Below are 26,360 nucleotides of genomic sequence, written 5' to 3'. Positions count from 1 at the left end.
ATGAACACTCAATCAAATACGGCGTTCTCGTTATTGGCATTGGCAATAGGTGCCTTTGCCATTGGCACCACGGAATTTTCTCCAATGGGGTTACTTCCGAACATCGCTAATGATTTAGGGATTTCAATTCCAACAGCCGGTATGTTAATTACAGGCTATGCACTTGGCGTAATGCTAGGTGCACCGTTTATGACCCTGTGGTTTGGTGGTTTTGCACGACGTAATGCGCTTATTTTTTTGATGGCGATCTTTACGGTCGGTAACCTGATTGCAGCGTTTTCACCAAATTATATGAGCTTATTAGGTGCACGTCTCATTACAAGCCTGAACCACGGTGCCTTTTTCGGAATTGGTTCTGTTGTGGCAGCGAGTATTGTACCAGCGCATAAACAGGCTAGTGCAGTGGCAACCATGTTTATGGGCTTAACCATTGCCAATATTGGTGGTGTGCCTTTAGCAACATGGGTTGGGCAAAACATTGGCTGGCGTATGTCTTTCCTTGCGATTTCCGTGCTCGGCATCATTACTATGCTCGCTTTGTGGAAAGCATTACCGCAAGGTATGGTTGCCCAAAAACCAAACGTGAAGGCCGAGTTAAAAGTATTAACGCGTACCCCTGTGGTTCTTGCATTACTCACTACCGTACTCGGTGCAGGTGCAATGTTTACGCTCTACACCTATATTGCGCCAAGTTTGACTGAGTTTACACATGCTTCACCGACCTTCATTACGTTCATGTTGGTGCTGATTGGTGTCGGTTTCTCGATTGGTAACCATTTAGGTGGCCGTTTTGCAGACTTATCTATCAACAAAACTCTGATTGGTTTCTTGGTACTGTTGATTGTGATGATGGTAACTTTCCCAATTCTTGCTCAAAGCCAGATTGGAGCAGCCATTGCGTTGGTGATATGGGGTGCAGCAACCTTTGCTTTAGTACCACCTTTGCAAATGCGTGTAATGTCAGTCGCTCATGAAGCACCGGGACTTGCCTCTTCAGTAAATATCGGTGCGTTTAACTTAGGTAACGCAGTAGGAGCAGCAGCAGGTGCGTTAGTACTCGATTTAGGTTGGGGTTATAGCGCAGTATCATTTGCTGGAGCATTACTAGCTGGCTTAGGTTTGTTATTGGTTTTATTTCAAATCAAACGTGAAAGTAGCCCTGCACAAGCTTTACAGCAGTGTTCAGATTAATAAAAAAGCGCCTGATCTCAGGCGCTTTTTTTTAAGGTATTTATTTTAAAATATCTGGTAATTTAGGGTGTTCATAAATCGGACTGGTCACTTCCCGCTTCATTTTAAGCAACATCTGGTAAGGCTGCTGTTGAACAAACATATTTACAAAGCTCAACGGAATTGCACCAGCAGGGTCAGCGTAACCACTGGTGGTTACTTTCACCTTATTATTTGCAAGTTTCTGGAATGTCCAATCCCCTTCATAGCGTGTTAAGCGCACTACATCAGGTTGTATCGGATAATTTCCACTAATTGCAGTATTTTTAATTGTCACAACGCCATTTGCAGCTTTGCTCATTTTTCCTTTTACAACCACATCGCGATCTTTTAAAGGAAACGGAAAATCCAACACCATATACAGTGTGAACTCACCTTTTTTCTCATCTTGAGACAACATTTCAACTTTGCCCATATAAGGCACCCACTGGTCAGCACGATTTACATCTAAAATCACAGCAACAGCGCGTTCAAGTGGCACATCAAATGTGGTTTCTGCTTTATATTGAAAGACTGGATTATCAGTTTTTTGATAGGTCCAGACTTTAATATTATTGCGGTCTAAGCTGAGTTTAGCTTTTTCTGTAGAAGCAGCCCCCGTCCAGAGGCTGCTTAAGCAAAGAAGAGTGGTCAAGGCAATTTGTTTTTTATTCATGTTCTGCTCTATCTTGTTTTTCTCGCTACACATGGAATACGTACAGGGTTTTATACCTGTACGTCGTTCAATCCTAAAACATCTTTCATGTCATATTTACGCGCTTCACGGCCCACAACCCATGCAGCAGCTCGTACTGCACCAGCAGCAAAGTTCATACGGTTAGTCGCTTTATGAGTCACTTCAACACGCTCACCTTCACCAATAAACATGACTGTGTGTTCGCCAACGATGTCACCACCACGAATAGTTTCAAAACCAATCGTTTGACGGTCACGTGGGCCTGTATGCCCTTCACGGCCATACACAGCAACTTCTTTTAAGTTACGGCCTAAAGTATCTGCAATTGCTTCGCCCATCATTAATGCTGTACCTGACGGCGCATCTACTTTATGACGGTGGTGCGCTTCAATCACTTCAATATCTACTGTATCGCCAAATACTTTTGCTGCAAGCTCAAGTAACTTGATTGATACATTTACGCCCACTGAATAGTTCGCAGCGTAAACCACTGGGGTATGCGTAGCAACTTCGTCTAACTCAGCTTTTTGCTCATCTGACATACCTGTTGTACCAATAACCATGGCAACCCCAGCTTCACGGCAAAGCTTTAAATGCTGAGCAGTTGCAACTGGTGCAGTAAAATCAATGATTACATCGCAGTCTTTAAGAACTTCTGCCAAGTTTCCTGAAACCTTCACACCCACTGAACCAATACCAGCAAGCTCACCTGCATCAGTGCCCACTAAACTACTTTCCGGACGCTCTACCGCAGCAGCTAATTGATAGCCTGCCTGTTGAACTGCTTGAATAAGCGTACGGCCCATACGACCGCCTGCACCTAAAATACCAATGCGTGGAGCTGCTGACATAATCCTTCCCAATCTTCTGTTTTACGTAATTTGTCTACTATATCAAAACTCTTTGCTCATCTTAAAAAGTAAAAATTATTTTTTGAGTTGGGACGAAATTTAATCTGTTTTCACAAAAGTTAAAGAATTGATCGGCAGACTACGGAGCCACGAATGAGAAAAAGATGACTATAAGGAGTTCAGCATGCATTCGAGAATTATTGGTTTTACAGTAATGATGGGGATTATGAGTTCAGTGGCATTTGCAGAGCCAGCAATCCAGCCAGGAGACACATTAGAAAGCTTATCTAAAGCACGTATTACAACAAACGTAAATACTCAAACAGCAACGCCTACAGCTCAAACAAGCGATGCCAATGCTGACGTTAAAGTTGAAGATATTGACCCAATTATTGGCGAAAAAACAGCAGAAGCACCGAAAGTAGCTGTACAGGCAGAAGCAGTAGCCACACCAGTGATCGAAAATGCTCCTACTCTTGCTTCTAGCGAACCGACTGTAAGTGTTGACGATATTGATGTTGCTCATCCTACAGAGTAAGCAGACGTAATTTTCTTTTAAGCAGAATAAAAATAATAAGATGAATCAGCGCAATAAAAAGAAGGCGGATATTTTATCAATATCCGCCTTCTTTTTAATTTCTTATATAATCAAGTATTAATCGAACAAACGATCAAAGAATGATTTTTTCTTCGGTGAAGAAGCACTGTCTTCGCCATCAAAAGAAGCTTGCAACTCTTTAAGTAATTCACGTTGACGAGAATTTAAGTTGACTGGTGTTTCTACCACAATACGGCAGAGTAAATCACCCACCATGCTGCTACGTACTGGACGAACGCCCTTACCACGTAAACGGAATAATTTACCTGTTTGAGTTCCCTCAGGAATCTTCAAGCTAACGCGACCTTCCAAAGTTGGAATTTCAATTTCTTTACCAAGTGCAGCATCAGCAATGCTCACTGGTACGTCCATATAAAGATCTGCGCCATCACGTTGGAAAATTTCGTGTTCACGAACGACGACTTCAACGTACAAGTCACCTGATTGGCCATCACGAATTGCTTCGCCTTTACCACTCAAACGAACGCGGTCACCATTATCTACACCCGCTGGAATTGTAACTTCCAACGTTTGCTGGCGATCGGCAACACCTGAACCATGACATGCCTGACAAGGGTTTTTAATAATTTTACCTTGACCACGACACGTACCACATGTTTGTTGTACAGAGAAGAAACCTTGCTGCATACGAACTTGTCCTGAACCATGACAAGTTTTACAGGTTTCAACATCTTTTGGATTTTTAGAACCTTTACCATCACACACATCACATGGTGCTGGAGCAGTAAAGGTAATGGTTTTTTTAACCCCTTTTACAGCTTCTTCAAGGGTAAGTTCCATTACATAGCGTAAATCTGATCCGCGACGTTGACGCTGTTGACGTCCACCACCACCGAATGCGCCACCGAAGATATCACCGAACTGGCTAAAAATATCTTCTGCACTAAATCCGCCGAAGCCACCACCGCCCCCGCCAAAGCCACCTTCGAACGCATTATGTCCCATTCGATCGTACATGCTACGCTTTTCGCTGTCCGATAAAACTTCATAAGCTTCAGCAGCTTCTTTAAATTTCTCTTCAGCTTCGGCATTGTCAGGGTTTCTATCAGGATGATATTTCATCGCCAATTTACGGTAGGCTTTTTTGATCTCATCATCACTTGCGGTTTTTGAAACGCCTAAAACCTCATAATAATCACGTTTAGCCATTTTTGGCGGTGCTCCTCACGGAATTTTATCAATACTCTATTGCCGACTAAATGGGGGGCTTTAGCCGAATTTACAAGGGGGAAATGTTTAAAAAATAGATATATTAAAAAACTGCCTTATTTTTTAAATATTTAGACAAGCCTTTTAACCATGCATTTAATAGAAATAACCACGCAATAGCGCTAAAAACTACGCCAGCAACCGTAGAGGCTGTGACCCAAAGATTACTATCCCATGCAAAGAAGAAGAGCGGAATAAACCAGACAACAGCAAAAATTGCCATAAATAGAAATAGAATCGCATTGCGCATAATCCATAGCGCATGCGCATGAATCCAAACTTCTGCATTATCTACAACTGCCACTTTACGAGCGACCAAATAAGCAAAGGCCGCAAAAATAACCGTAAACAATGCAAGAAACATGAACGCATAAGAAATTACTATATAACGGCGATGCTGTTCGATATGGTCTTGCCCCATCTGTATTTCACCTCAATTCACTGCATTTTGCCTATTTTTTATGCAGCGAAATAATCCTGTATTTTTTGTGTAAAGACAGGTGCTACTATATTGGAGTTTTCAATATTTCGCACCTTTATTCACAAAAAATTTATGTATTTTATGCGGTTTTTTTCACCTTAAACCACGCTGCGTAGAGTGCAGGTAGGAAAAATAATGTCAGTAAGGTGGCAACAATCAATCCGCCCATGATCGCAACAGCCATCGGACCAAAGAAAATACTTCGAGAAAGTGGAATCATGGCCAGAACAGCGGCTAAAGCAGTCAAAATAATTGGACGGAATCGTCGCACTGTCGCTTCAATAATTGCTTCCCAAGTTGGATGTCCCGCTTGTCGGTCCTGCTCAATTTGATCAATCAAAATAAGCGAGTTACGCATGATCATGCCAGAGAGCGCAATTGTGCCTAACATGGCCACAAAGCCAAATGGTTTGTTAAATAACAGTAAGAATAAAACAACACCAATTAAACCCAGTGGAGCTGTTAACAACACGATGGTCGAGCGAGACAAGCTTTTGAGCTGAATCATCAGTAATGTCATGACCACTGCCAAGAAGAGTGGCATACCCGCATTCACAGAATCTTGCCCACGTGCAGACTCTTCTACGGTTCCACCCACTTCAATGAGATAGCCACTTGGCAATTCAGCACGTAACTTATCCATTGATTCAGCTAACTCACCCACAACGGTAGCAGGCTGCAAATTGGTACGAATATCTGCGCGAACAGTAATCGTCGGTAAGCGGTTACGATGCCAGATCAAACCATCTTCAAACTTATACTCAATCTTCGCAATTTGAGCTAAAGGTACAGTAGTTCCATTGTTCGTTGGCACAGCTAAGCTTGCCAGTGAAGCCACTTCAACGCGCTCTGCTTGGTCCCCGCGTAAGCGAATTTCAATGAGTTCACGTTTTTCACGATATTGCTCAATCGCACTACCAGTAATTGATGCATTAATGAAGTTCGCTAAATCCAGACTAGAGACACCCATTTGTCGAGCACGGTCTTGATCAATTTGAATAGAAATAATCTTACTTGGTTCGCCCCAGTCTAAATGCACATTGGTGGTATTCGGGTTTTCACTCATTACTCTAGCGACTTGCTGCGCTTCTTTACGTACCAGATTTAAATCTTCACCTGACACACGATATTGCAATGGATAACCCACAGGTGGGCCATTTTCGAGTAATGACACACGAGTACGGACTTGTGGGAGTAACTGCTTAATTTGTGTTTCTAACGAACGACGAATGTCATCACGATCATCAAGCGATGATGCGAGTACAACAAACTGAGCAAAGCTGGCTTGTGGTAATTGCTGGTCTAAAGGTAAATAAAAACGTGGTGAACCTGTCCCTACATAGGCCACATAGTTATCAATACCTTTTTGTTTAGATAGGAATTTTTCAACCTTTTTCACAGCTTGTTCTGTTGCTGTTAAAGAAGCGCCTTCTTCAAGTTTTAAATCGACTAAAATCTCGGCACGGTTTGAAGGCGGGAAAAACTGCTGAGGTACAAGTTTAAACATCAGCACAGAGAGCACAAAAATCCCCACCGTCGTTGCAATCACGGTTTTACGGTAGGTCACACAAAACTCGACCATCTTTCTAAAACGTAAATAGAAACTAGATTGATAAGGATCGTAATGATGGTCCTGTGAAATTGCCACAGTTTGCGGTTGTGGTTTTTTAGTTAATCTTGCCCATAAGCGGACATACCAAGGGGCCTGATGTCCTAACTTGGTAAAATCTGGTAATAGCTTTTCACCTAAATAAGGCACAAATAAAACTGCCGCGATCCAAGACACCAATAAAGCAATGGTCACAACCTGAAAGATAGAGCGTGTGTATTCACCTGTACTAGACTGAGCCGTAGCAATCGGTAAAAAACCTGCCGCGGTAATCAATGTTCCCGTGAGCATCGGAAATGCTGTAGTTTTCCACGCAAATCCAGCGGCTTTAATCCGACTATAGCCCTGCTCCATTTTAATGGCCATCATCTCGACGGCGATAATGGCGTCATCGACTAACAGACCTAACGCCAAGATCAAAGCACCAAGTGAAATCTTATGCAGTCCGACATCGAATAAACTCATACCGGCAAAGGTCATTGCTAAAACTAATGGAATAGAAAAAGCGACCACCAATCCCGTACGGAAGCCTAAAGAGAAAAAACTCACTAACAAGACAATAATGACTGCTTCAGCGAGTACCTTCACAAACTCATGAATACTGCGTTGTACTGCTACAGGTTGGTCAGAAACTTTTTGCAATTTCATGCCGAGTGGCAAGGTCTTTTGCAGTTGGGCAAATTCTGTTTCTAGATTTTTACCAAGGGCAATAATGTCACCGCCTTTACGCATCGAAACGGCAATGCCAATACCATTTTCACCCATGAAACGCATACGTGGTTGAGCAGGCTGACTAAAACCACGATAAACATCAGCAACGTCACCAAGCTGGATGGTTTTATCACCGACCAATAAAGGTGTTTTTTTAATTTCATCAATGTTTTGTAGATGACCACTTACTCTAATTTGAATACGGTCTGTACCCGTTTCAAAAAAGCCCGCACTTGCCATACTATTTTGCTTTTGTAAGGCTTCTTGAATCGCTGTAACTGGAATTCCGAGCTGCACCGCTTTAGTGTTAGAAATCTCAACCCAGATTTTTTGGTCTTGTAGACCAATCAATTCGACCTTACTGACATCCTTGACTCGTTGAAGCTGTAATTGCAAACGATCTGCATATTCTTTCAAAAGTGCATAGTCAAAGTCTTTGCCTGTCAGTACATAAATATTACCGAAAGTGTCCCCAAATTCATCGTTAAAAAATGGGCCTTGTACACCGTTTGGCAGTTCATGGCGAATATCATTCACCTTCTTACGGACGTTATACCAAACGTCAGGAATCTGTGCCGATGTCAGTGAGTCCTTGGCAACAAACGTAACCATCGACTCCCCTGGGCGGGAGTAAGCCATAATCTTGTCATACTGCCCTGTTGTCATCAGTTCCTTTTCGATACGGTCAGTCACCAGCGTTGAAACTTCTTTCGCTGTTGCTCCTGGCCAATAGGTTTGTACGACCATGACTTTAAAGGTAAATGGTGGGTCTTCACTTTGTGAGAGTTTTGAATAAGAGATCGCGCCGATAATGCCAAGTAACAGCATAAAATAAAGGACAATACCTTTATTATTTAATGCCCATTCCGAGAGGTTGAATTTCATGGCTGGGTTGCTCCCTGAATTTTCACCGCACGGTTTTCACGGTCAATCGGGTGAATCTTCTGCTTATCGCGTAGCAAATGCACACCACCAATCACCACCCAATCATTTGGTGTTAAACCAGATAGCACGGGTACACTGTCTCTGCCATATGCACCAACCGTTACAGGTACTTTGCGTAAAGTCTGATTCGCATTAACAACCCAGACATAAGGCTGATTATCTGTTGCTGAAACGCTCGAAAGTGGCACACTCATCACGTTGGTTTGAGTTGAGGTAAAAAATACGCGTGCACTTTGTCCAAGTTGGATAACAGACTGCCCTTCTTTGAGTGCAACTTTCACTGTAAAGGTACGAGACTGATCCGCTGCCGGAGAAACTTCGCGTACATATCCGGCAAATTTTTCATTCGGTTTAGACCACAAAGTGATCCAAGCGGCTTGACCAACTTTAATCTCGGTAACAGCTTGTTCAGGAACACCAATAACAACTTCACGCTCTCCATCAATTGCCAGTTGATAAGCAGCTTGTCCTGCTGCAACCACTTGTCCAATTTCTATGTTTCGCGCAGTAATCACCCCGTTTTTGTTAGAAACGAGTTGGTTATAACCAGTTTGGTTGGCAGAAACCTCATAGTTAGAACGAGCTTGCTGTAGTGCCGCTTGTGCCGCGTCGTATTGATTTTTTACAGTGTCATATTGCGAACGGCTTACAGCATTAATCGGGAGTAATTGCTGAAAACGTTTAAGTTCATCTGCTGCTGTTTTTGCTGAAGCCTGTGCATTGTCTAGCTGAGCTTTAGCAGCATTTAATTGTAGCTGAGCATCTGCTACATCGAGCTTTGCTAATACTTGTCCTACTTTAACCCGGTCGCCTACATCCACATAACGAGCCGTAACTTGTCCACCTACCCGAAATGCTAAAGCCGTTTGTTGTCTAGCCTGCACATCCCCTGCATAGCTTTTTTGTTCATTGAGTGTGGTTAAGGGCTGTGCCACCATCACATAGGGTATTTCTTCTGTTTTTGGAGTTTCTTTACTACACCCCATTAATGTGACCATACAAACAATCACCATACTCATGATGAGAGGTTTTAACACATTCATATCTTATCGCTCTTATTCAAACTGATTTTTTAAGGCACAATATGCTTGCATCATAGTTCGTTTATTTTTTAATTAATATACTCATGGGTACATTAATTAAAGAAAAATGTATAAGTGTTTATTTTTTAAAATTATTATTTAGAGGGTTTTGTGCAAACAGTTAATCAAAGTGGTCGCCCAAAAGATCTAGAAAAACGTGCTCGTATCTTACAAGCCGCTAAAGCTATTTTTTTGAAATCTGGCTATCACGGTACCAGCATGAACCAGATTGCACAGGAAGCAGGTGTAACTAAACTGACGGTCTATAATCACTTTCAAGACAAAGCCAACTTATTTATCTGTGCGATTACAGAAACCTGTGAAGAGACACTGTGTACTAAACAATTCGAATTAGATGCATCGGCAGATTTTTATCAAGCACTCTTTATTGTGTGTTCACGCGCCTTGCAAATTATTTACTCACCTGAGGCGCTTAAACTTGAACATGTTTTATTTGAACTTGCAGCAGAACAAAGTCCACTCGCTCTACAGTTTTTTGATGCATCTCATACTCGACTGCAAAATCAGTTAACCGAGTTTTTGCAAAAAGCAGCTCAATTAGGTTTTATTCAAACCGATGACCCAACCTATCAAACCGAACTTCTTTTGTCCTTATTGCTTGGTGTACGTCACCAGAAGGTTTTACTTAGGATTATTGCTGTACCCAATGCGCACGAGCTTGAACAAATTATTCAAGATGCAATTCATTTATTCTTGCTCAAATATCGGAATTAAACCAAAGTCCGATTGTCAAAAGTTACGCTGAGTGCATGCCAGCTTTTAAGACGCTACAAGCGAATTAAATGTTATTTTTTAAGCAAAAATTCACATTTTCTTACGCTCAAAGCTTGGAATGTTTGTTAATCGCGCTATATTCGATAAGAATAAGAACAGGAGAAAATAGCATGGTTCAGCAAATCGATGCGCCACTGCGTGAGGATGTCCGCTTACTTGGTAATTTGTTAGGTGAAACCCTAAAACAACATGCAGGACAAGAACTGTTTAATCAGATCGAGCAAATCCGTGCTCTTGCCAAAGGTGCACGTGATGGTCAAGCTGAAGCCGAAAAGCAATTAGAACAATTATTTTTAGAACTGCCCGATGAAGAGCTATTACCTCTCACCCGCGCTTTTTCTCACTTCCTCAATTTTGCCAATATTGCCGAGCAATATCATGTGGTCCGTAGCCGCAGACAGGCAGAATTTGATTCGGATGCAAACTCTCCGAATCCGCTTGTTCACTTATTTCAAAAATTTAAAGATAAAAGTATTTCGACAGAAAAACTGTTCCAGCAAATTTGTGATCTTAAGATTGAGTTAGTACTTACAGCGCACCCAACTGAAGTGAGTCGTCGTACCCTGATTCAAAAATACGATGATATTAACGCTTGCCTCTCACAGCTTGATCAGCAAAAACTTACCCCACGCGAACGCCAAAATGCACTTGCAAACTTAAAGCAACAAATTAGTTCAGCTTGGCAAACAGATGAAATTAGACAGCACCGCCCTACTCCAGTCGATGAAGCAAAATGGGGATTTGCCACAATTGAGCAAACACTTTGGAATGCTGTACCTAAATTCATTCGCGAGTTAAATGAATTAGTTCAAGAAAACTGCCAACTCAATTTACCACTTAATATTGCACCAGTACGTTTCGCATCTTGGATGGGTGGAGACCGAGATGGTAACCCAAATGTTACTCATCAAATTACCCAAGAAGTACTCTGGTTATCACGCTGGCAAGCTGCGGACCTCTATTTAAGAGATATCGAAAATTTACGTTGGGAACTTTCAATCCAGACTTGTTCTGAAGAAATGATTCAAGCAATTGGTAGCCAACATGCAGAACCTTATCGTGAATATTTACGTGCAACCCGCGAGCGTTTAAAAGCAACTCGCCACTGGTTAGCTCAGCGTTTACAAGGCTTAGAAGCAGACGACAGCAATGTCATTAAAAGCAAAGACGAACTCTTACAGCCTTTATTGCTGTGCTACCGTTCTTTAATCGACAGTAACCTACCTGAAATTGCGAATGGTCAGCTTCTCGACTTCATCTATCGTGTGAACTGTTTTGGTATTGAACTACTTAAACTCGACATTCGCCAAGAATCAGGCCGTCATCGCCAAGCGATTTCAGCAATTACTGAATATTTAGGTTTAGGTAATTTTGAATCATGGACTGAACAAGCGCGCCAAAACTTCCTCATTCAGGAATTACAAAGTAAACGCCCGCTTTTACCGAAATATATTAATGAACCTGAGGGCAGTTTAATTGGTCATCCAGATGTCCAAGAAGTATTTGCAACCATGCGTACTTTGGCAGACCAACCGCCTGAATCCTTAGGGGCATATATTATTTCGATGGCTGAATATCCAAGTGATGTTTTAGCTGTGTTGTTATTGCAAAAAGAAGCAGGTATTCAACACCCTTTACGTGTAGTTCCTCTATTTGAAACTTTAAAAGACTTAGATGGCGCTGCAAGCACCATGAATACGCTGTTCAATATGCATTGGTATAAACAGCACATTCAGGGTAAACACGAAGTCATGATTGGCTACTCCGACTCTGCAAAAGATGCTGGTTTCATGTCTGCCAACTGGGCGCAATATCGTGCTCAAGAAGAGCTAACAGCAATTGCTCAAACACACGGCGTACAGTTGACATTATTCCATGGTCGCGGCGGTTCAATTAGCCGTGGTGGAGCACCAACCCAACAGGCTTTGTTCTCGCAACCTCCTGGTTCAATTTCTGGGGCAATCCGTGTCACAGAACAAGGTGAAATGATTCGCTTCAAATTCGGTCTAGAAGGTATTGCGATGCAAAACCTTGAAATCTATACCGCAGCAACACTTGAAGCGACCTTATTACCACCACCAGAACCTAAAACTGAATGGCGTGAACTCATGAACCGTATGACAGATCATTCTGTTAAGGTTTATCGCCAAACAGTCCGTGAAAATCCACACTTTGTGAAGTATTTACGTACTGTCACGCCTGAGCTTGAATTACAAATGTTGCCATTAGGCTCACGTCCTGCAAAACGAAAAGTGAGTGGCGGCATCGAGTCTTTACGTGCGATCCCATGGGTATTTGCTTGGACACAAATCCGTTTGATGTTACCTGCATGGCTAGGTACTGGCGCAGCAATTAATGAAGTGATTGCCGATCAGCAAAAAGCAACCCTTGATGAAATGCTCCAGCAATGGCCTTATTTCCAGACGCTGATTGATATGCTGGAAATGGTATTGTCTAAAGCCGATGCCAACATTGCACTCTATTACGAATCTCATTTGACTGAAGATGAAGATTTAAAAGTGCTCGGTAATCAATTACGTCAACGACTAAAAGATGCTGTTGAAACGCTACTTAAATTGAAAGATGAATCAAAGCTTCTGAGTAACAACGAGGTTCTTGATCAATCTATGCAGGTTCGTAAACCATACTTACTTCCTTTGCATCTTTTACAGGCTGAACTCATGAAGCGTCGTCGTGATTATCTTGCTGAGCGTCAGGCAGAACACACCCCTGTTGACCATGCACTCATGGTGAGTATTGCAGGTATTGCGGCTGGTTTACGTAATACAGGTTAAGGTAATTTTACCAATTGTTTTATAAAGCAGTGCATCTCGATGTGCTGCTTTTTACTTGCAAAGTTCTTTATTTTTCTTAAATTTTCTCCGATTTTCTATTTTTTTGAATATTTTTTAAAAATCATAAAATTAATATTTATGAGAAAAAAATAACTAAATACGCACATTTAGTTTTTTTAAAATTATACCAATCGTTAAAAAATAATTACTTTTCACTCATATACTTCTCTGTAGAGATTAAATGCACTCACAAGAAAGAGTATCATGGCAGCAATTAAAGAATAATGAGCTTATTTTATGTCCAATTGGTTTCCAAAATGGCAGCCTTACCAAGGTGATATTGACCATCGGCCAGTCTCTACCAATGAATATCTCCCACCCGTTCAAAGTGCTGTTTTGGGTATTCAACATGCATTTGCTATGTTTGGAGCGACTGTTTTAGCACCCTTACTCATGGGTTTTAATCCTAACCTTGCTATTTTAATGTCTGGAATCTGTACCATTCTGTTTTTCTTAATTACAGGTGGTCGTGTTCCAAGTTACTTAGGATCAAGTTTTGCCTTTATTGGGGTGGTTGCAGCTGCAACTGGGCATATTACAGGTTCAGGTGCCAATCCAAATCTATCTATGGCTTTAGGTGGAATCGTAGCATGTGGTGTTTTTTATGCCATCATCGGTTTTATCGTGATGCTTACTGGTACACGCTGGATTGAAAAACTCATGCCGCCTGTGGTGACTGGTGCCATTGTGATGATTATTGGCCTGAACCTTGCACCTGTTACGATTAAAGGTGTTGCAGGCCAACCATTTGAAATGTGGATGGCCTTAATTACCGTACTTTGTATGGGTAGTATTGCAGTCTTTACTCGTGGCCTGTTGCAACGCTTGCTTCTGTTGATTGGTTTGATCTTGGCTTATGTGATTTATGCCATCACCACCAATGGGCTAGGTTTAGGTAAACCAATCGATTTTAGCCAGATCTCACAAGCCGCATGGTTTGGGATTCCAAGCTTTTCGCATCCTACTTTTGACACGAATGCTATGCTAATTATTGCGCCAGTTGCGCTTATCTTAGTAGCAGAAAATCTAGGACATATTAAAGCTGTTGGCGCGATGACTGGTGAAAACCTGACTCCACAATTAGGTAAAGCATTTGTTGCAGATGGTTTGGCGACAACATTATCTGGTAGTGTCGGCGCTCCAGGGATGACTACTTACGGTGAAAACATTGGTGTGATGGCAGTCACTCGTGTGTACTCAACCATTGTTTTTGTGATCGCAGGTGTCTTTGCAATTTTCTTAGGTTTATCTCCAAAATTTGGTGCGGTAATTAGTACGATTCCAAGTGCTGTTTTAACAGGCGCGTCTATTGTTGTGTTTGGTTTAATTACCATTGCTGGGGCCAAAATCTGGATCGAAAACAAAGTTGATTTTTCTAACAATAAAAATCTAATTGTTGCTTCAGTCACGATTATTTTAGGTGCCGGTAACTTTGAATTATTGTTCGGTAACTTCAATTTAGGTGGTATTGGTACCGCAACTTTTGCAGCCATTATTTTAAATTGGCTGTTTAGTTTAAAAGATAAAACCTAAATTCAAAAAGGCAGCGCAAGCTGCCTTTTTTTATTACGATTTAGTATGATGACTTTTTAGCCTTCAATACGTTCCCTGTCATGCGTTTTGATTTTTTTGATTTACAGCTGGTTCTTCATATTGTCTCTACAGGTAGTCTAACCAAAGGTGCAGACCGCTCTGCAATTTCACTTCAAGCCGCCAGTGAACGTATAAAAAAACTCGAACAATATTTTGAAACGCCCTTATTTATTCGCCAGACGACGGGAGTGGAGCTCACCACAGCGGGACACGCGTTTGTAGAGCATGCCCGTCAACTGATGACACAAAAAGAACAACTCGAACAAGAAATGCAGCGTTTTAGGCCACCTACATCAGAGTCATTAACACTTTGGTGTAACTCTTCCGCTCAAAGCGAATATTTGCCTCCGTTATTACCACAATATTTGGTGCTTCATCCCGAAATGAACATTGATTTACACGAGGCAGAAAGTTCAGAAATTGTAGAGGCATTAACGCAAGGAGTTGCAAATCTTGGGCTGGTCTCAAGTTTTTTTGATACCCGCCATTTGCAAACTAAGGAGTTTGCTAGTGATCCATTAGTTCTGATTTGTCCTCCTACTCACAATTTAGCTCAACACCAAGAGCTGAATTTGGTAGAGGCTTTAAATTATGGTTTTATTGGTCTTAAACCCCACCATTCGTTGCAACAGTCCATCGAAACTCAAGCTAAGCTATTGGGCTTTAACATACAGTACCGTTTGCGCTTACCTAATTTTGGCGCGATTGCTGAGGTAGTCGCCAAAGGCGTCGGAATTGCAATTATGCCGGCTCGTGCTGCCCAGCGTTTGCAATCGGACTATGACTTTCATTCCATTCAACTACTAGGCGCGTGGGCAAATCGTAAACTGCTTTTGGCGACCCAAAATTTCAACCAGCTACCTAGCAGTTACCAACAATTTGCAGACTTTTTATTGCAGCATCGTCCTGAAAAATTAGCTTAATGCAAAATCATATAAAGACCTAATGACACCAAACCTATAAAAAAGATACGACGAAATAATTGCTCGTTTAACCGATAACGGATTTTTTTACCTAACCACATTCCAACGAGCGCCGCCAACAATGCAGCGAAAGATAAACGATAATCCAATGTCATTCCCGACATAGGGTTGTGGTGTAAAAAGACTGCAAGACAAATGGTAGAAACAGTAAACGTTAGTCCTAAAGCCTGAACCAACTCATCCCGCTTTAAATGTAAAGACTGCAAATAAGGAACGATTGGAATAATAATGACACCAGTTGCTACAGTCACTGCCCCGCCGATATATCCAATAATCGGTGATAGCCAACGTTCATACTTCCCTAAGTGTGGAAGTTTCTTCACGCACAAACCATAGAGTCCATATAAGGCCAACATACAGCCTAATAAAATTTCACTACTATGCCCATGACTTTGACTTAAAGTAGGTAAAAAGCTCCATATTGAGCCTACAACAATACCCACAAGCAAAGTCCAGAAACGGCGAATAAAAGCCCAGACATGTCCTTCAGCAAAAAGCTGCCAGACGTTGGTGACCATTGAAGGAACTATCAGAAGAGATGCTGCCTGAAAAGGGCTCATTGCGATGGTGAGTAAGCCCATCGATACAGCGGGTAATCCTAAACCGATCATGCCTTTAATCATGCCAGCGAAGGCAAAGACCACTATAATAATTGCTAAAAAAGTCACTGTTTATCTCCGATTCCTTAAAGGATATGCTACGGAAAAAACAGGTACTGCCCTATTCTTGTTTTTAGGAGTAGGCCTCAATTAAAAGTTGAGGCTGTTTTATATTTTTCTTCTAATACATTGCTAAAAATACTTTCGATCATCCATACACGATACAAGCTATTAAATACGTAGGTCTGACCATCAATACGCAGCTCTAAAACTGGCAAATCAGGCTGATGCTTGTCTTTGCAAAGTGCATCATTCTGCGCCAAAACAGATTGCACATCTTGGTCAGTTAGCTGCTCAATCCCAAGTTGCTGCTGTAACTGTTGAAAATGTTTTAAGAAAGATAAATCTTTTCCTTTCGTCCAAACTGCCTGCAATATTGTAAAAATTGTATCGATTTGCTGATTTTCTTGCACACTATAAAAAAGCTTTGCCATTTCCAGTGTACTTTCCTCGGTAGGACGACAAAATGGCGTAAAGGCCACACCTGTTCGTTTAGAAACACGTGTCGCCAAACTCCAGTCAAACCAGTCTCGACCTTGATAACTTAAAGGGTAAACTTTTAGTTGAATATCATAATAATCAGCCAGCTCTTCTTTAATATAGGCAAGTAACAACCAGCTCATTGGATCTTCTAAAGCAATATAAATATCAAGTTCAGGATGAAGGGTCTGAATTTCGGTAAGCGCTTCAGCATCATTAATCAAATGTTCACGCCATTCGATATGATTAATTAAAAAAATTGGATTGCCCGTCAGTAACTTTTGCTGCTTCAGACGACGAGTTAAACGTAATAAATCATCTACTGCGTGATATTTACGTCCACCAAATTCAAAGTATGCCGCAGGTACAGGCTCATCCGTAAAAATGCGTTCTGAAAAATGTTGAGGAAGCTGATGTTTAACTGCCATGGCATGTAAAGTTCGCAACTTTCCATATTGTTGTTGCCAAAGCATGTGAAAAATATCTTCTAATAGATGGAAGAAGTTCTGACCTTGTAATGGGGTTCTTTTTAATATGACTGCCGCTTGTTTTAAAGATTCTGGGCTTGGGATTTCTGGAAATTCATCAAAACCGAAACGATGTTGTTTGGCTAATATCTTGGCATCATTTAGACAATAATTCTGCCACTCTTCATGCGACATACTGTTTGGGGGTTCAGAAGCCGTATGCGAAATAATAATTTTTAAAGGCTTAAGTTCATCACTTAAAATTTCATCTAGCTGAGACAATTGCTGAACAGCCAAATAGCTATACACATCATCAAGTCGTAAATAAATACTTAAACCATTTTCCGTGGGTAACACCGCTTGACGAGAAGGCTTTTGGTAAAACCAGCTCGATCGAATAGGGTCAAACCAACGGCGTAGCAGTGACATGAGTTGTGCCTCTAAAAAATAAATCCTAAGCGAGATCAAAGATTGTTTTGATCATAATGCAAGGTAAAACAGTAGTCGAGATTGAAATATAACTACCTTAGTTCACGCAGAAAATAAGTCATGTTTTTAGCAAGTTTCTACGTAGGTGAAGATTTTATCACCATTTTATGGCAAACCCATAGAATGATCTAAAAACACCTTTTTCTACAAGCTGATTTTTTTTACCAGACATGAAAAATGCACCCCTAACATGATAGCAATTCATCGTGTTAAAGGGTGCATGATTCCTAATCAATTATTAAAATTGAATATTTTATAGAACGCGTACAGCTCCTTTCGCTGCACTTGTTGTATGCATTGCATAAACTTTTAACGCTTTTGATACTTTACGTTTACGTTCTTCTTTCGGATGCCAGCCTTTCGCTTCTTGCACTGTACGGCGATGCGCCATAGTCGCATCATCAACGTTTAAGTGAATGGTACGGTTTGGAATATCGATTTCAATGGTATCGCCATCTTCAACCAAACCAATTGCACCACCTTCAGCTGCTTCTGGTGAAACGTGACCAATCGAAAGACCTGATGAACCACCAGAGAAACGACCATCTGTTACCAATGCACAGTCTTTTCCTAAACCTTTCGATTTAAGATAGCTAGTTGGGTACAGCATTTCTTGCATGCCTGGACCACCACGTGGACCTTCATAACGAATCACAACCACATCGCCAGCTTTAATATCATGACCCAAAATTGCGTCTACAGCCGCATCTTGGCTCTCAAATACACGCGCTGTGCCCGTAAATTTCAAGATTGATTCATCAACACCCGCAGTTTTCACGATACAGCCATCAAGCGCGATGTTGCCGTATAGAACTGCTAAACCACCATCTTTAGAGAATGCATGTTCTGCATTACGGATAACGCCTTTTTCACGGTCGCCATCTAACGTTGAATAATAGCGATTTTGCGAGAATGCAACTTGAGTTGGCACACCACCTGGTGATGAACGATAGAATTCATAAACGTCTGCATCTTCAGTACGAATAATATCCCACTTATCCAACGCATCTTTTAAAGTTTTCTCGTGTACAGTCGGTACAGATACGTCAAGCAACTTCGCACGATCAAGTTCGCCCAAAATAGCCATAATACCGCCAGCACGATGAACATCTTCCATATGAACGTCTTGTTTTGCAGGTGCTACTTTCGACAATACAGGAACTCGACGTGATAACTCGTCAATATCGTCCATTGTAAAATCAACTTCTGCTTCACTTGCCGCAGCCAATAAATGCAGAACCGTATTAGTTGAACCGCCCATTGCAATATCAAGGGTCATCGCATTTTTAAACGCCGCCTTGGTTGCAATCGAACGAGGTAAAATACTTGCGTCGTTTTGTTCGTAATAGCGCTTAGCCAATTCAACAATAAGTTGGCCTGCTTTTAAGAATAGTTTCTTACGGTTTGCATGTGTCGCAACAATCGAACCATTACCCGGTAAAGATAGACCTAAAGCCTCGGTTAAACAGTTCATTGAGTTTGCAGTGAACATACCTGAACATGAACCACAGGTTGGACATGCCGAACGTTCGAATTCTTCAACTTCTTCGTCTGTATAACTTTCATCAGCCGCAACAACCATTGCATCAACAAGGTCAATCGCTTTTTCATTACCGCGGAACTTAACCTTACCAGCTTCCATTGGTCCGCCAGACACGAAAACAACAGGAATATTCAGACGCATCGCAGCCATGAGCATTCCCGGAGTAATTTTGTCACAGTTTGAAATACACACCATGGCATCTGCACAGTGTGCATTCACCATATATTCAACTGAGTCAGCAATCAAATCACGTGATGGTAAAGAATAAAGCATGCCGTCATGCCCCATTGCGATCCCGTCATCTACTGCGATCGTATTGAACTCTTTAGCAACACCACCTGCTGCCTGAATTTCTGCTGCGACAAGCTGCCCTAGATCTTTAAGATGTACATGGCCCGGCACAAATTGAGTAAATGAGTTGACCACCGCAATAATCGGTTTGCCGAAATCCTCATCTTTCATTCCTGTTGCACGCCATAAGCCACGTGCGCCAGCCATATTTCTTCCGTGTGTCGATGTTTTTGAACGATAGTCAGGCATTAGTGTTTCCAACAAGTTGTGCTTGAGCGGAATTTTTCCCGCTCTGGCGAATGATACTGATATAGCGTTAGATCAGTCGGAATATTGACTCATCATCATAATTTGATCATTCTCCATTCTATAGAAGCAAATAATATTCGGAAAGCCAAGAACAGTAATAGACAGTCAATATTTAGCAAAACTTACATGAATAATTTTTTATTTTTTCATAACCTTTTTTTATCAATAAAAGTTTTTCAATAATTTTTTGTTCACTATTTAAAAACTAAAATGCTCAATCGCCATGAGTTTAGGGCTTCAATCGTTTTTCACGTATACTACGCCTAAACTCTTTTTGGATTGCATTTGTGAAAATTATTTTTGCTGGCACCCCCGAATTTGCTGCAACAGCATTGGCGGCTTTATTAAAAACTTCCCATGAAATTATCGCGGTTTATACTCAGCCAGATCGTAAATCGGGTCGTGGACAAAAACTAACGCCATCTCCCGTAAAACAACTTGCACTTGAGCATAATATCCCTGTTTATCAACCCCTTCACTTCAAAGCATCTACAGATGAAGGCTTAGCGGCTCAACAAGAACTGGCAGCTTTAGGCGCAGATGTGATGGTGGTTGCAGCCTATGGTTTAATTCTTCCACAAACTGTGCTCGATACACCGAAATATGGCTGTTTAAATATTCACGGCTCACTATTACCACGCTGGCGCGGTGCAGCACCAATTCAGCGTGCGATTGCAACAGGTGATGAAGAAACCGGAATCACCATCATGCAAATGGCTGCCGGTTTAGATACAGGCGATATGATGTATAAAACATACTGCCCAATTACTGCCGAAGATACCTCAGCGACATTACATGACAAACTCGCAGCTCAAGGTGCAACAGCAATTTGTGCGGTACTCGAGTCAGAAGCAACACTACAAAAATATTTGGCAGAACGCGAAGTTCAAGACGAAAGCTTAACGGTCTATGCTCATAAGCTCGTAAAATCAGAAGCTCGTATTGACTGGTCAAATGATGCTGTTCAACTTGACCGAAATATTCGTGCGTTCAACCCTTGGCCAGTTGCATTCATTCAGTTAGATGAAAATAATGCTTTGCGTGTCTGGAGCTCTCTAGTTTCTAGCCAAACCAAAGCAAGTGCCCAAGCTGGTGAAATTATTGCAATCGATAAACAAGGTGTGCACATTGCTTGCGGTGAAAATACGTTTATTTGTCTGACTAGCGTGCAGTGGCCGGGTGGTAAAGCATTAAACGCTCAACAAATTGCACAAACTCAAAAACTTCATGTAGGACAAATTTTGCCATGAGTCAGGTTACCTCAAATTCCTCACGTTTTAACCTGCGTGCTCAAGTCGTCCAGACGTTACTAAAAGTTCAGCAAGGCCAATCACTCGCTAGTATTTTAAATACACAGCTCAATCAGGTAGCAGAGCGTGATCGTGCTTTGTTTCACGAGTTGGTTTTAGGTACATTGCGCCAATGGTTTGCGCTTAAATCAATTAGCCTACCTCTACTCAGCAAGCCTTTAAATAATGAGACAGTAGAAACCTGTCTTTATGTTGGTCTTTATCAAGTTCTATGCACGCGTATTGCAGCACATGCCGCTATTTCAGAAACAGTAGATGCGACTAAACAACTTGGATTCCCTGCTCTCAGCGGTATTGTGAATGCTATTTTGCGCCGAGCTACTCGTGAAACTGATGACTTTCAGCAAGGTTTACAGCAAGCACATGGCTTACCAAGTTGGCTTTTCAAACGCTTAAAAAAGGATTGGGGTGAACAAACGGAATCTCTCTGCCAATCTTTGAAGCAAGTCGCGCCTTTAACCTTAAGGGTGAACCAGCGTCATATTGGCCGCGATGCTTATTTAGCAAAACTACAAAGTCTAGAAATTCAGGCACGTGCTTGTACTTTGTCTGAGGCAGGTATTGTTCTTGAACAATCTGTACAAATTACTCAACTACCTGGTTTTGAACAAGGTTGGTTTTCTGTACAAGATGAACACGCTCAGCTTTGCGCAACATTATTGCCAGATTTGAACGATAAAATAGTAGTGGATGCATGTGCTGCCCCAGGCGGTAAAACTGCTCATTTACTTGAAAAGTTTAAACCTGCTCAGCTCATCGCGATTGATCAGGACCCAAGCCGTTTAGTGCGTGTAACTGAGAACTTAAATCGCTTAGCACTTGATCAAAGTCATACTGAGATTTTGGCAGCCGATGCAACTCAATGGACTCCTGCACAGCCAGTAGATTGTATCGTGCTCGATGCACCTTGCTCTGCTACAGGTGTAATTCGTCGTCATCCTGACATACGCCTATTGCGCCAATCTACCGATATAGCTCAAACCATTGAACTACAAAAGCAGATCTTGGACCACATGTGGCAACAGCTCAAAGTTGGCGGCACATTGCTTTACATCACCTGTTCAATTTTAAAAGCTGAAAATGAACAGCAGATGATGAAATTTTTTGCTGAAAATCCAAATGCAAAAGAGATCAAGATTGATGCTGATTGGGGAGTTGAGCAAACCCATGGTCGCCAATTACTGCCGCAAGCGCAGTCTGGTGATGGATTTTATTATTGTAAAATTCAAAAAATTACATAAAAAAAGCAGGCTTAAAGCCTGCTTTTTTACTTGATCAGCATTAAAGTGTGTGCTGATCTTTTACCTCTTCTAAAACATCATCTAACTCTTCAGGATGTTTCGATAAATGGATAATGGACAAAGCCAAGCCACCCCATAAAAACACCATCGAAATTACCATCATTACGATTGCTGAAGTATTCATTATTCTATCCTCCTAGCGATCTTTCATTTTGCTTAAAACAATTGCAACGACTGCACAGAAAATCACACTGCCCCAGCCGAATACACCTTGTAAGCTCATACTATAAGTATCATAGCCATTTTTGATCAAATTAAATACAGTCATACTGAGTGTAGTTAACAAGATTAACGATGTAATGACTGTTAAAGTGAAATCCCACCCCTTACCTAATTGAATAGTTGAGATGCGATTGACGTGATCACGAAGTTCCATTAGAGCAGAACGTTTAAACCAAGCTACGGTAATAATAGAAAGTAAAGCACCGCCAATAATACCGATGTTATTGATAAAGTGGTCAACGATATCAACCAGTTTAATTGCGTTTACACTTGAGAATAAAATAATTGATACAAGCGCACTACCACCACCAATAATGGTTACAGCTTTTTTACGGCCCCATTTCAATTTATCTTGCATTGCTGCAATAGGTACTTCCAAAATACTCACCATCGAAGAAATACCAGCGACGAAAAGGGAAGAGAAGAATAAGAAGCCAAATAAATCGGCACCTGCACCTAAACTTGAAATAATTTTAGGGAATGCAATAAATGCTAATCCAATCCCGCCACTCACCACATCTTTAACTTCAGTACCTGCAGCATGTGCCATAAAACCAAGCGCTGCGAAGATACCAATACCAGCCAAAATCTCTGTTGATGCATTTGCAAAACCAACGATTAAACCAGAACCTGTTAAATTCGTTTTTGGTTTCAAATAAGATGCATAAGTCACCATGATCCCGAAACCGACTGAGAGGGAGAAGAAAGTATGGCCATAAGCCGCTAACCAAACTTTATAATCCATCATTGCTGACCAGTTCGGCGTAAAGAAAGCATTTAAGCCTTGAACTGCACCTGGTAAACGTAATGATTGAATCACTAAAATAGTGAAGAGAATGAATAATAAAGGCATGAAAATCTTATTCGATAATTCCACACCTTTTTTCACACCACCATAAAGAATGATTAGAGTAAGTGCCCAAATCCCAACAATCGGCCAGAATAAATGACCTACAAACTGTAAATCAAAACCGGTTGCTTTTGTAGTCTGTAAATAGGTATTAAAGAAGAAACCTTCCGGATCACTTCCCCACATTTGGCCAATAGAGAAGTAAACATAACTACCAGCCCAAGTGAGTACACTTGCATAATACAAACCAATGATAATACAGACACAAACTTGCCACCAACCTAATGTTTCCCCGCCTTTAAATAGGGCACGATACGCTTTAGGAGGTGAACCAGTACTACGATGTCCTACCGCATAATCTAAAAATAGTAACGGTAAACCAGCAGTAATGAGTGCCAATAGATAGGGAATAAGAAACGCACCACCACCATTTTCATAAGCAACGTATGGAAAGCGCCAGATATTACCTAAGCCTACAGCCGAACCAACGGCTGCAATAATAAAACCAGATCGTGACGTCCAGTTTTCACGAGAATCTGTCATAGAACACCTAATGTTAAAAGATTACTTATTTTTACTGCTATTGTTGATTGTTATTCCGCATGCAAAAAAAGAACCAAAAAATACTTTTGTGTTTGTAGAAAATAAAATGCACCTTTTGAGTATTTTTATTCCCTTAACAAACAAGCAAAAATAGAAAATTCTTCCTTAAAGATTTTTGTCCATTTTTTGCCCCTATATAGCTGAACAATACCTGTTTTTATTTCTTTTTACTGTAATTTCCGTCAGAAATTTTACGAATTTTCTGAGTTTTTTTCACAATTGGTTATTTTTCAGCTAATATTTACGTTCTACTACTTGTAGATTAAAATTATTATTTAATGCAATTTTATTGCAATCCCTGAAAATACTTATTTAATTACTCAACTTATCCACTAATTTATTTTTAACTCCCAAGTTATCAATTAAAATTTAATAAGTCCGATACGATTGACAAAATTTATACTAAATTTTCTAAAAGATTAAATTCATTTAAATGAGGAAGAAAATATTAATTATTTGAATTAAATTAATTTTTTTAAGGTTTAAAAATTTACTCATATCACATACCTCAAATCCTTATTTTTTATCAATGCATCTGTAGCAAGATGTCTATATCATGCGCTCAAAGATTTCTTTTATGTGGATGTAAAAATGAAAATATTAAAAATATCTTTATTAACGCTCGGGATGGGCTTAAGTGGCTTTGCTCAAGCAGACTTCGTAGGAGTAAAAGGAGACGTAGGTTACTGGTTCTATGACGGTAAAGTGAATATGTCTTCTCAATCACCTGAAGATCAAGATTTAGATCAAAAAGGTAGTGCTCAAATCTCATTAGCAATAGAACACCCAATTCCATTTATTCCAAATGCAAAAATTCGTTATGTAAATTTAGATACCGAGACTAAATCAGAAACTTTAGGTCAAGCCAACTATAAAGTTGATTTAGATCATAGCGATTTTATCCTCTACTACGAGTTACTAGATAATATCGTAAGTGTAGATGCTGGTCTTGGTGCAACTGTATTAAATGGTGATATTACTGCGTATACAGGTAAGCGCGTGGATATTGATAAAACATATCCTATTGCTTATTTGTCAGGTGAAGTAAAACTTCCGTTTACAGGCTTAAGTGCTAAAGGTGAAGCAACTTATACAAACTTTGACGATGCACGAATTACAGATGCACTGGCAGAAGTAAAATATAAATTTGCAGATAACTTACTCATTGATCTGGGTCTAACAGCAGGCTATCGCGTACTTAATATCGACTTAGATGACTACGATAACAATGACCTTAAATTTGAGTTTAAAGGCCCATATGTAGGTCTAGAAGCACATTTCTAAATCAGAATTTCAGAAATAAAAAAGAACTCTATATGAGTTCTTTTTTATTTAAATCATATCTACATAACCTAAATATTCTCGAATTCTTTGACACCACGCTTGAATATTTGGATATAGCTCCAAATCAAAACCACCTTCCTCCGCGACATGCGTGTATGCATACAAGGCAATGTCAGCAATAGTTAATTGATCTCCAACAAGATAGTCGTGATCTACTAAAGCTTTATCCATAATAGATAGTGCTTTATGGCCTTTTGGCTGTAAATTATGGTATTCCTCTATTCTTTCTGGTGGTAACCCTAAATATTTATTAATAAAACGAGCAACTGCAATAAATGGTTCATGACTATACTGCTCAAAGAACATCCATTGGTACATTTTTGCTTTAATAAAAGGATCTGTAGGAATAAATTTTGTTCCTTCAGCCAAGTAACCTAAGATAGCATTCGACTCACTCAAAACACGACCATCTTCTAGGACTAATACAGGTATTTTTCCATTAGGATTTAAGGACAAAAAATCAGCTGATTGAGTTTCTTTGTTTAAAATATCAACGTGGATCCATCTATGATTAATATTTAATAAGGAAAGTAATAGTTTTATCTTATAGCAGTTACCCGAACCGACATCACCATAAATTATCATAGATGCTCTTCCCTTATTATGCATACTTAAAAGATTAATTTTCTTATTATTTATAACAGAACTCTTTCTTAGAATTAATATATATGTCTTTATCTCTGCTATATCTAGAGTTTTATAGAAGTTTCTTATTTTCACCCCAATAAAAAACACCCCCATTCATTGGAATGGGGGTGTTTGTAATAATGAGCTGGCGATGACTTACTCTCACATGGGTAACCCCACACTACCATCAGCGCTAAGAGGTTTCACTTCTGAGTTCGGGAAGGGA

At 40.5% G+C, this 26,360-nt stretch carries 21 protein-coding genes and 1 rRNA gene; 9 read left to right on the top strand and 13 right to left on the bottom strand.

Annotated elements, in window-relative coordinates:
* Entirely contained in the window at nt 1–1,191 is a 1,191-nt protein-coding gene (locus tag JGE69_RS09905) for an MFS transporter (protein WP_199113275.1), read from the top strand.
* A 40-nt stretch (nt 1,192–1,231) separates the two neighbouring features.
* On the opposite strand, the gene JGE69_RS09900 is transcribed toward JGE69_RS09905, so the two are convergent.
* Nucleotides 1,232–1,885: an START domain-containing protein gene (locus tag JGE69_RS09900; RefSeq protein ID WP_002119284.1), complete on the bottom strand. Its 654-nt coding sequence runs from the start codon at nt 1,883–1,885 to the stop codon at nt 1,232–1,234.
* Between the two features lie 50 nt (nt 1,886–1,935).
* A complete protein-coding gene (gene dapB / locus JGE69_RS09895) occupies nt 1,936–2,757 on the bottom strand; it encodes a 4-hydroxy-tetrahydrodipicolinate reductase (protein WP_002119175.1) in 822 nt (273 codons plus the stop codon).
* Between the two features lie 184 nt (nt 2,758–2,941).
* Here dapB and JGE69_RS09890 point away from each other — a divergent pair, with 184 nt between their 5' ends.
* The gene (locus JGE69_RS09890) at nt 2,942–3,295 is read left to right on the top strand and encodes a hypothetical protein (protein ID WP_130119590.1); all 354 of its coding nucleotides are present in this window, start codon (nt 2,942–2,944) and stop codon (nt 3,293–3,295) included.
* A gap of 117 nt (nt 3,296–3,412) precedes the next feature.
* On the opposite strand, the gene dnaJ is transcribed toward JGE69_RS09890, so the two are convergent.
* The 4 genes from dnaJ to JGE69_RS09870 all read right to left on the bottom strand — a co-directional run bounded on the left by dnaJ (nt 3,413) and on the right by JGE69_RS09870 (nt 9,374).
* The gene (gene dnaJ / locus JGE69_RS09885) at nt 3,413–4,525 is read right to left on the bottom strand and encodes a molecular chaperone DnaJ (protein WP_002119101.1); all 1,113 of its coding nucleotides are present in this window, start codon (nt 4,523–4,525) and stop codon (nt 3,413–3,415) included.
* 103 nt (nt 4,526–4,628) lie between these two features.
* The gene (locus JGE69_RS09880; protein WP_002119294.1) at nt 4,629–5,006 is read right to left on the bottom strand and encodes a membrane protein; all 378 of its coding nucleotides are present in this window, start codon (nt 5,004–5,006) and stop codon (nt 4,629–4,631) included.
* 139 nt (nt 5,007–5,145) lie between these two features.
* Nucleotides 5,146–8,271, bottom strand: a complete 3,126-nt coding sequence (locus tag JGE69_RS09875) for an efflux RND transporter permease subunit (protein ID WP_199113273.1) — start codon at nt 8,269–8,271, stop codon at nt 5,146–5,148.
* Entirely contained in the window at nt 8,268–9,374 is a 1,107-nt protein-coding gene (locus JGE69_RS09870; RefSeq protein WP_199113271.1) for an efflux RND transporter periplasmic adaptor subunit, read from the bottom strand. The genes JGE69_RS09875 and JGE69_RS09870 overlap by 4 nt, the downstream gene beginning before the upstream one ends.
* 150 nt (nt 9,375–9,524) lie before the next feature.
* Here JGE69_RS09870 and JGE69_RS09865 point away from each other — a divergent pair, with 150 nt between their 5' ends.
* The 4 genes from JGE69_RS09865 (at nt 9,525) to JGE69_RS09850 (ending at nt 15,579) form a co-directional block, all read left to right on the top strand.
* Entirely contained in the window at nt 9,525–10,148 is a 624-nt protein-coding gene (locus JGE69_RS09865; protein ID WP_199113269.1) for a TetR/AcrR family transcriptional regulator, read from the top strand.
* A gap of 170 nt (nt 10,149–10,318) precedes the next feature.
* Nucleotides 10,319–13,003 (top strand): phosphoenolpyruvate carboxylase, encoded by a 2,685-nt coding sequence (ppc, locus tag JGE69_RS09860; RefSeq protein ID WP_032007453.1) that lies wholly within the window; start codon nt 10,319–10,321, stop codon nt 13,001–13,003.
* Between the two features lie 297 nt (nt 13,004–13,300).
* On the top strand, nt 13,301–14,596 hold the full coding sequence (locus tag JGE69_RS09855) for a solute carrier family 23 protein (protein ID WP_002119102.1): 1,296 nt from the start codon (nt 13,301–13,303) through the stop codon (nt 14,594–14,596).
* A gap of 80 nt (nt 14,597–14,676) precedes the next feature.
* Nucleotides 14,677–15,579: a LysR family transcriptional regulator gene (locus JGE69_RS09850; RefSeq protein WP_199113267.1), complete on the top strand. Its 903-nt coding sequence runs from the start codon at nt 14,677–14,679 to the stop codon at nt 15,577–15,579.
* Here the strand turns inward: JGE69_RS09850 and JGE69_RS09845 are convergent.
* The 3 genes from JGE69_RS09845 to ilvD all read right to left on the bottom strand — a co-directional run bounded on the left by JGE69_RS09845 (nt 15,576) and on the right by ilvD (nt 19,817).
* Nucleotides 15,576–16,307: a sulfite exporter TauE/SafE family protein gene (locus JGE69_RS09845; RefSeq protein ID WP_017386206.1), complete on the bottom strand. Its 732-nt coding sequence runs from the start codon at nt 16,305–16,307 to the stop codon at nt 15,576–15,578. The two genes, JGE69_RS09850 and JGE69_RS09845, sit on opposite strands and share 4 nt — an antisense overlap.
* Nucleotides 16,308–16,384: 77 nt before the next feature.
* On the bottom strand, nt 16,385–17,674 hold the full coding sequence (locus JGE69_RS09840) for a hypothetical protein (RefSeq protein ID WP_057075417.1): 1,290 nt from the start codon (nt 17,672–17,674) through the stop codon (nt 16,385–16,387).
* Between the two features lie 313 nt (nt 17,675–17,987).
* Nucleotides 17,988–19,817: a dihydroxy-acid dehydratase gene (gene ilvD / locus JGE69_RS09835; RefSeq protein WP_068564699.1), complete on the bottom strand. Its 1,830-nt coding sequence runs from the start codon at nt 19,815–19,817 to the stop codon at nt 17,988–17,990.
* Between the two features lie 347 nt (nt 19,818–20,164).
* On the opposite strand from ilvD, the gene fmt reads away from it, so the two are divergent.
* On the top strand, nt 20,165–21,127 hold the full coding sequence (gene fmt / locus JGE69_RS09830; RefSeq protein WP_199113265.1) for a methionyl-tRNA formyltransferase: 963 nt from the start codon (nt 20,165–20,167) through the stop codon (nt 21,125–21,127).
* The gene (gene rsmB, locus JGE69_RS09825; RefSeq protein WP_199113263.1) at nt 21,124–22,428 is read left to right on the top strand and encodes a 16S rRNA (cytosine(967)-C(5))-methyltransferase RsmB; all 1,305 of its coding nucleotides are present in this window, start codon (nt 21,124–21,126) and stop codon (nt 22,426–22,428) included. The genes fmt and rsmB overlap by 4 nt, the downstream gene beginning before the upstream one ends.
* A gap of 40 nt (nt 22,429–22,468) precedes the next feature.
* Here the strand turns inward: rsmB and JGE69_RS09820 are convergent, their stop codons facing one another.
* Both JGE69_RS09820 and JGE69_RS09815 read right to left on the bottom strand, forming a co-directional pair.
* Nucleotides 22,469–22,612: a methionine/alanine import family NSS transporter small subunit gene (locus JGE69_RS09820; RefSeq protein ID WP_002119126.1), complete on the bottom strand. Its 144-nt coding sequence runs from the start codon at nt 22,610–22,612 to the stop codon at nt 22,469–22,471.
* Between the two features lie 12 nt (nt 22,613–22,624).
* Complete coding sequence (locus tag JGE69_RS09815) at nt 22,625–24,103, bottom strand: sodium-dependent transporter (protein ID WP_032005072.1); 1,479 nt, start codon at nt 24,101–24,103, stop codon at nt 22,625–22,627.
* 639 nt (nt 24,104–24,742) lie between these two features.
* On the opposite strand from JGE69_RS09815, the gene JGE69_RS09810 reads away from it, so the two are divergent.
* Nucleotides 24,743–25,447, top strand: coding sequence for a TIGR04219 family outer membrane beta-barrel protein (locus tag JGE69_RS09810; protein WP_199113261.1), 705 nt, complete (start codon nt 24,743–24,745; stop codon nt 25,445–25,447).
* Between the two features lie 48 nt (nt 25,448–25,495).
* On the opposite strand, the gene JGE69_RS09805 is transcribed toward JGE69_RS09810, so the two are convergent.
* A complete protein-coding gene (locus JGE69_RS09805; RefSeq protein WP_032012858.1) occupies nt 25,496–26,092 on the bottom strand; it encodes a glutathione S-transferase family protein in 597 nt (198 codons plus the stop codon).
* 185 nt (nt 26,093–26,277) lie between these two features.
* Nucleotides 26,278–26,360: ribosomal RNA gene (rrf, locus tag JGE69_RS09800) — 5S ribosomal RNA — on the bottom strand; the annotation flags it as partial.

Origin of the sequence: Acinetobacter sp. C13, from assembly GCF_016809775.1 — a bacterium.
Lineage (GTDB): Bacteria > Pseudomonadota > Gammaproteobacteria > Pseudomonadales > Moraxellaceae > Acinetobacter > Acinetobacter pittii.
Note: the sequence above shows the minus strand (reverse complement) of the source record. Positions and strands in the feature narration are given on the sequence as shown.

Coding starts and splice junctions, on each gene's coding strand:
- JGE69_RS09840 (WP_057075417.1), bottom strand. CDS start 17,674: ATGTCACTGCTACGCCGTTGGTTTGACCCTATTCGATCGAGCTGGTTT.
- JGE69_RS09850 (WP_199113267.1), top strand. CDS start 14,677: ATGCGTTTTGATTTTTTTGATTTACAGCTGGTTCTTCATATTGTCTCT.
- dnaJ (WP_002119101.1), bottom strand. CDS start 4,525: ATGGCTAAACGTGATTATTATGAGGTTTTAGGCGTTTCAAAAACCGCA.
- JGE69_RS09905 (WP_199113275.1), top strand. CDS start 1: ATGAACACTCAATCAAATACGGCGTTCTCGTTATTGGCATTGGCAATA.
- JGE69_RS09870 (WP_199113271.1), bottom strand. CDS start 9,374: ATGAATGTGTTAAAACCTCTCATCATGAGTATGGTGATTGTTTGTATG.
- JGE69_RS09820 (WP_002119126.1), bottom strand. CDS start 22,612: ATGAATACTTCAGCAATCGTAATGATGGTAATTTCGATGGTGTTTTTA.
- JGE69_RS09900 (WP_002119284.1), bottom strand. CDS start 1,885: ATGAATAAAAAACAAATTGCCTTGACCACTCTTCTTTGCTTAAGCAGC.
- ilvD (WP_068564699.1), bottom strand. CDS start 19,817: ATGCCTGACTATCGTTCAAAAACATCGACACACGGAAGAAATATGGCT.
- JGE69_RS09815 (WP_032005072.1), bottom strand. CDS start 24,103: ATGACAGATTCTCGTGAAAACTGGACGTCACGATCTGGTTTTATTATT.
- rsmB (WP_199113263.1), top strand. CDS start 21,124: ATGAGTCAGGTTACCTCAAATTCCTCACGTTTTAACCTGCGTGCTCAA.
- JGE69_RS09880 (WP_002119294.1), bottom strand. CDS start 5,006: ATGGGGCAAGACCATATCGAACAGCATCGCCGTTATATAGTAATTTCT.
- JGE69_RS09875 (WP_199113273.1), bottom strand. CDS start 8,271: ATGAAATTCAACCTCTCGGAATGGGCATTAAATAATAAAGGTATTGTC.
- dapB (WP_002119175.1), bottom strand. CDS start 2,757: ATGTCAGCAGCTCCACGCATTGGTATTTTAGGTGCAGGCGGTCGTATG.
- JGE69_RS09890 (WP_130119590.1), top strand. CDS start 2,942: ATGCATTCGAGAATTATTGGTTTTACAGTAATGATGGGGATTATGAGT.
- JGE69_RS09805 (WP_032012858.1), bottom strand. CDS start 26,092: ATGATAATTTATGGTGATGTCGGTTCGGGTAACTGCTATAAGATAAAA.
- JGE69_RS09855 (WP_002119102.1), top strand. CDS start 13,301: ATGTCCAATTGGTTTCCAAAATGGCAGCCTTACCAAGGTGATATTGAC.
- ppc (WP_032007453.1), top strand. CDS start 10,319: ATGGTTCAGCAAATCGATGCGCCACTGCGTGAGGATGTCCGCTTACTT.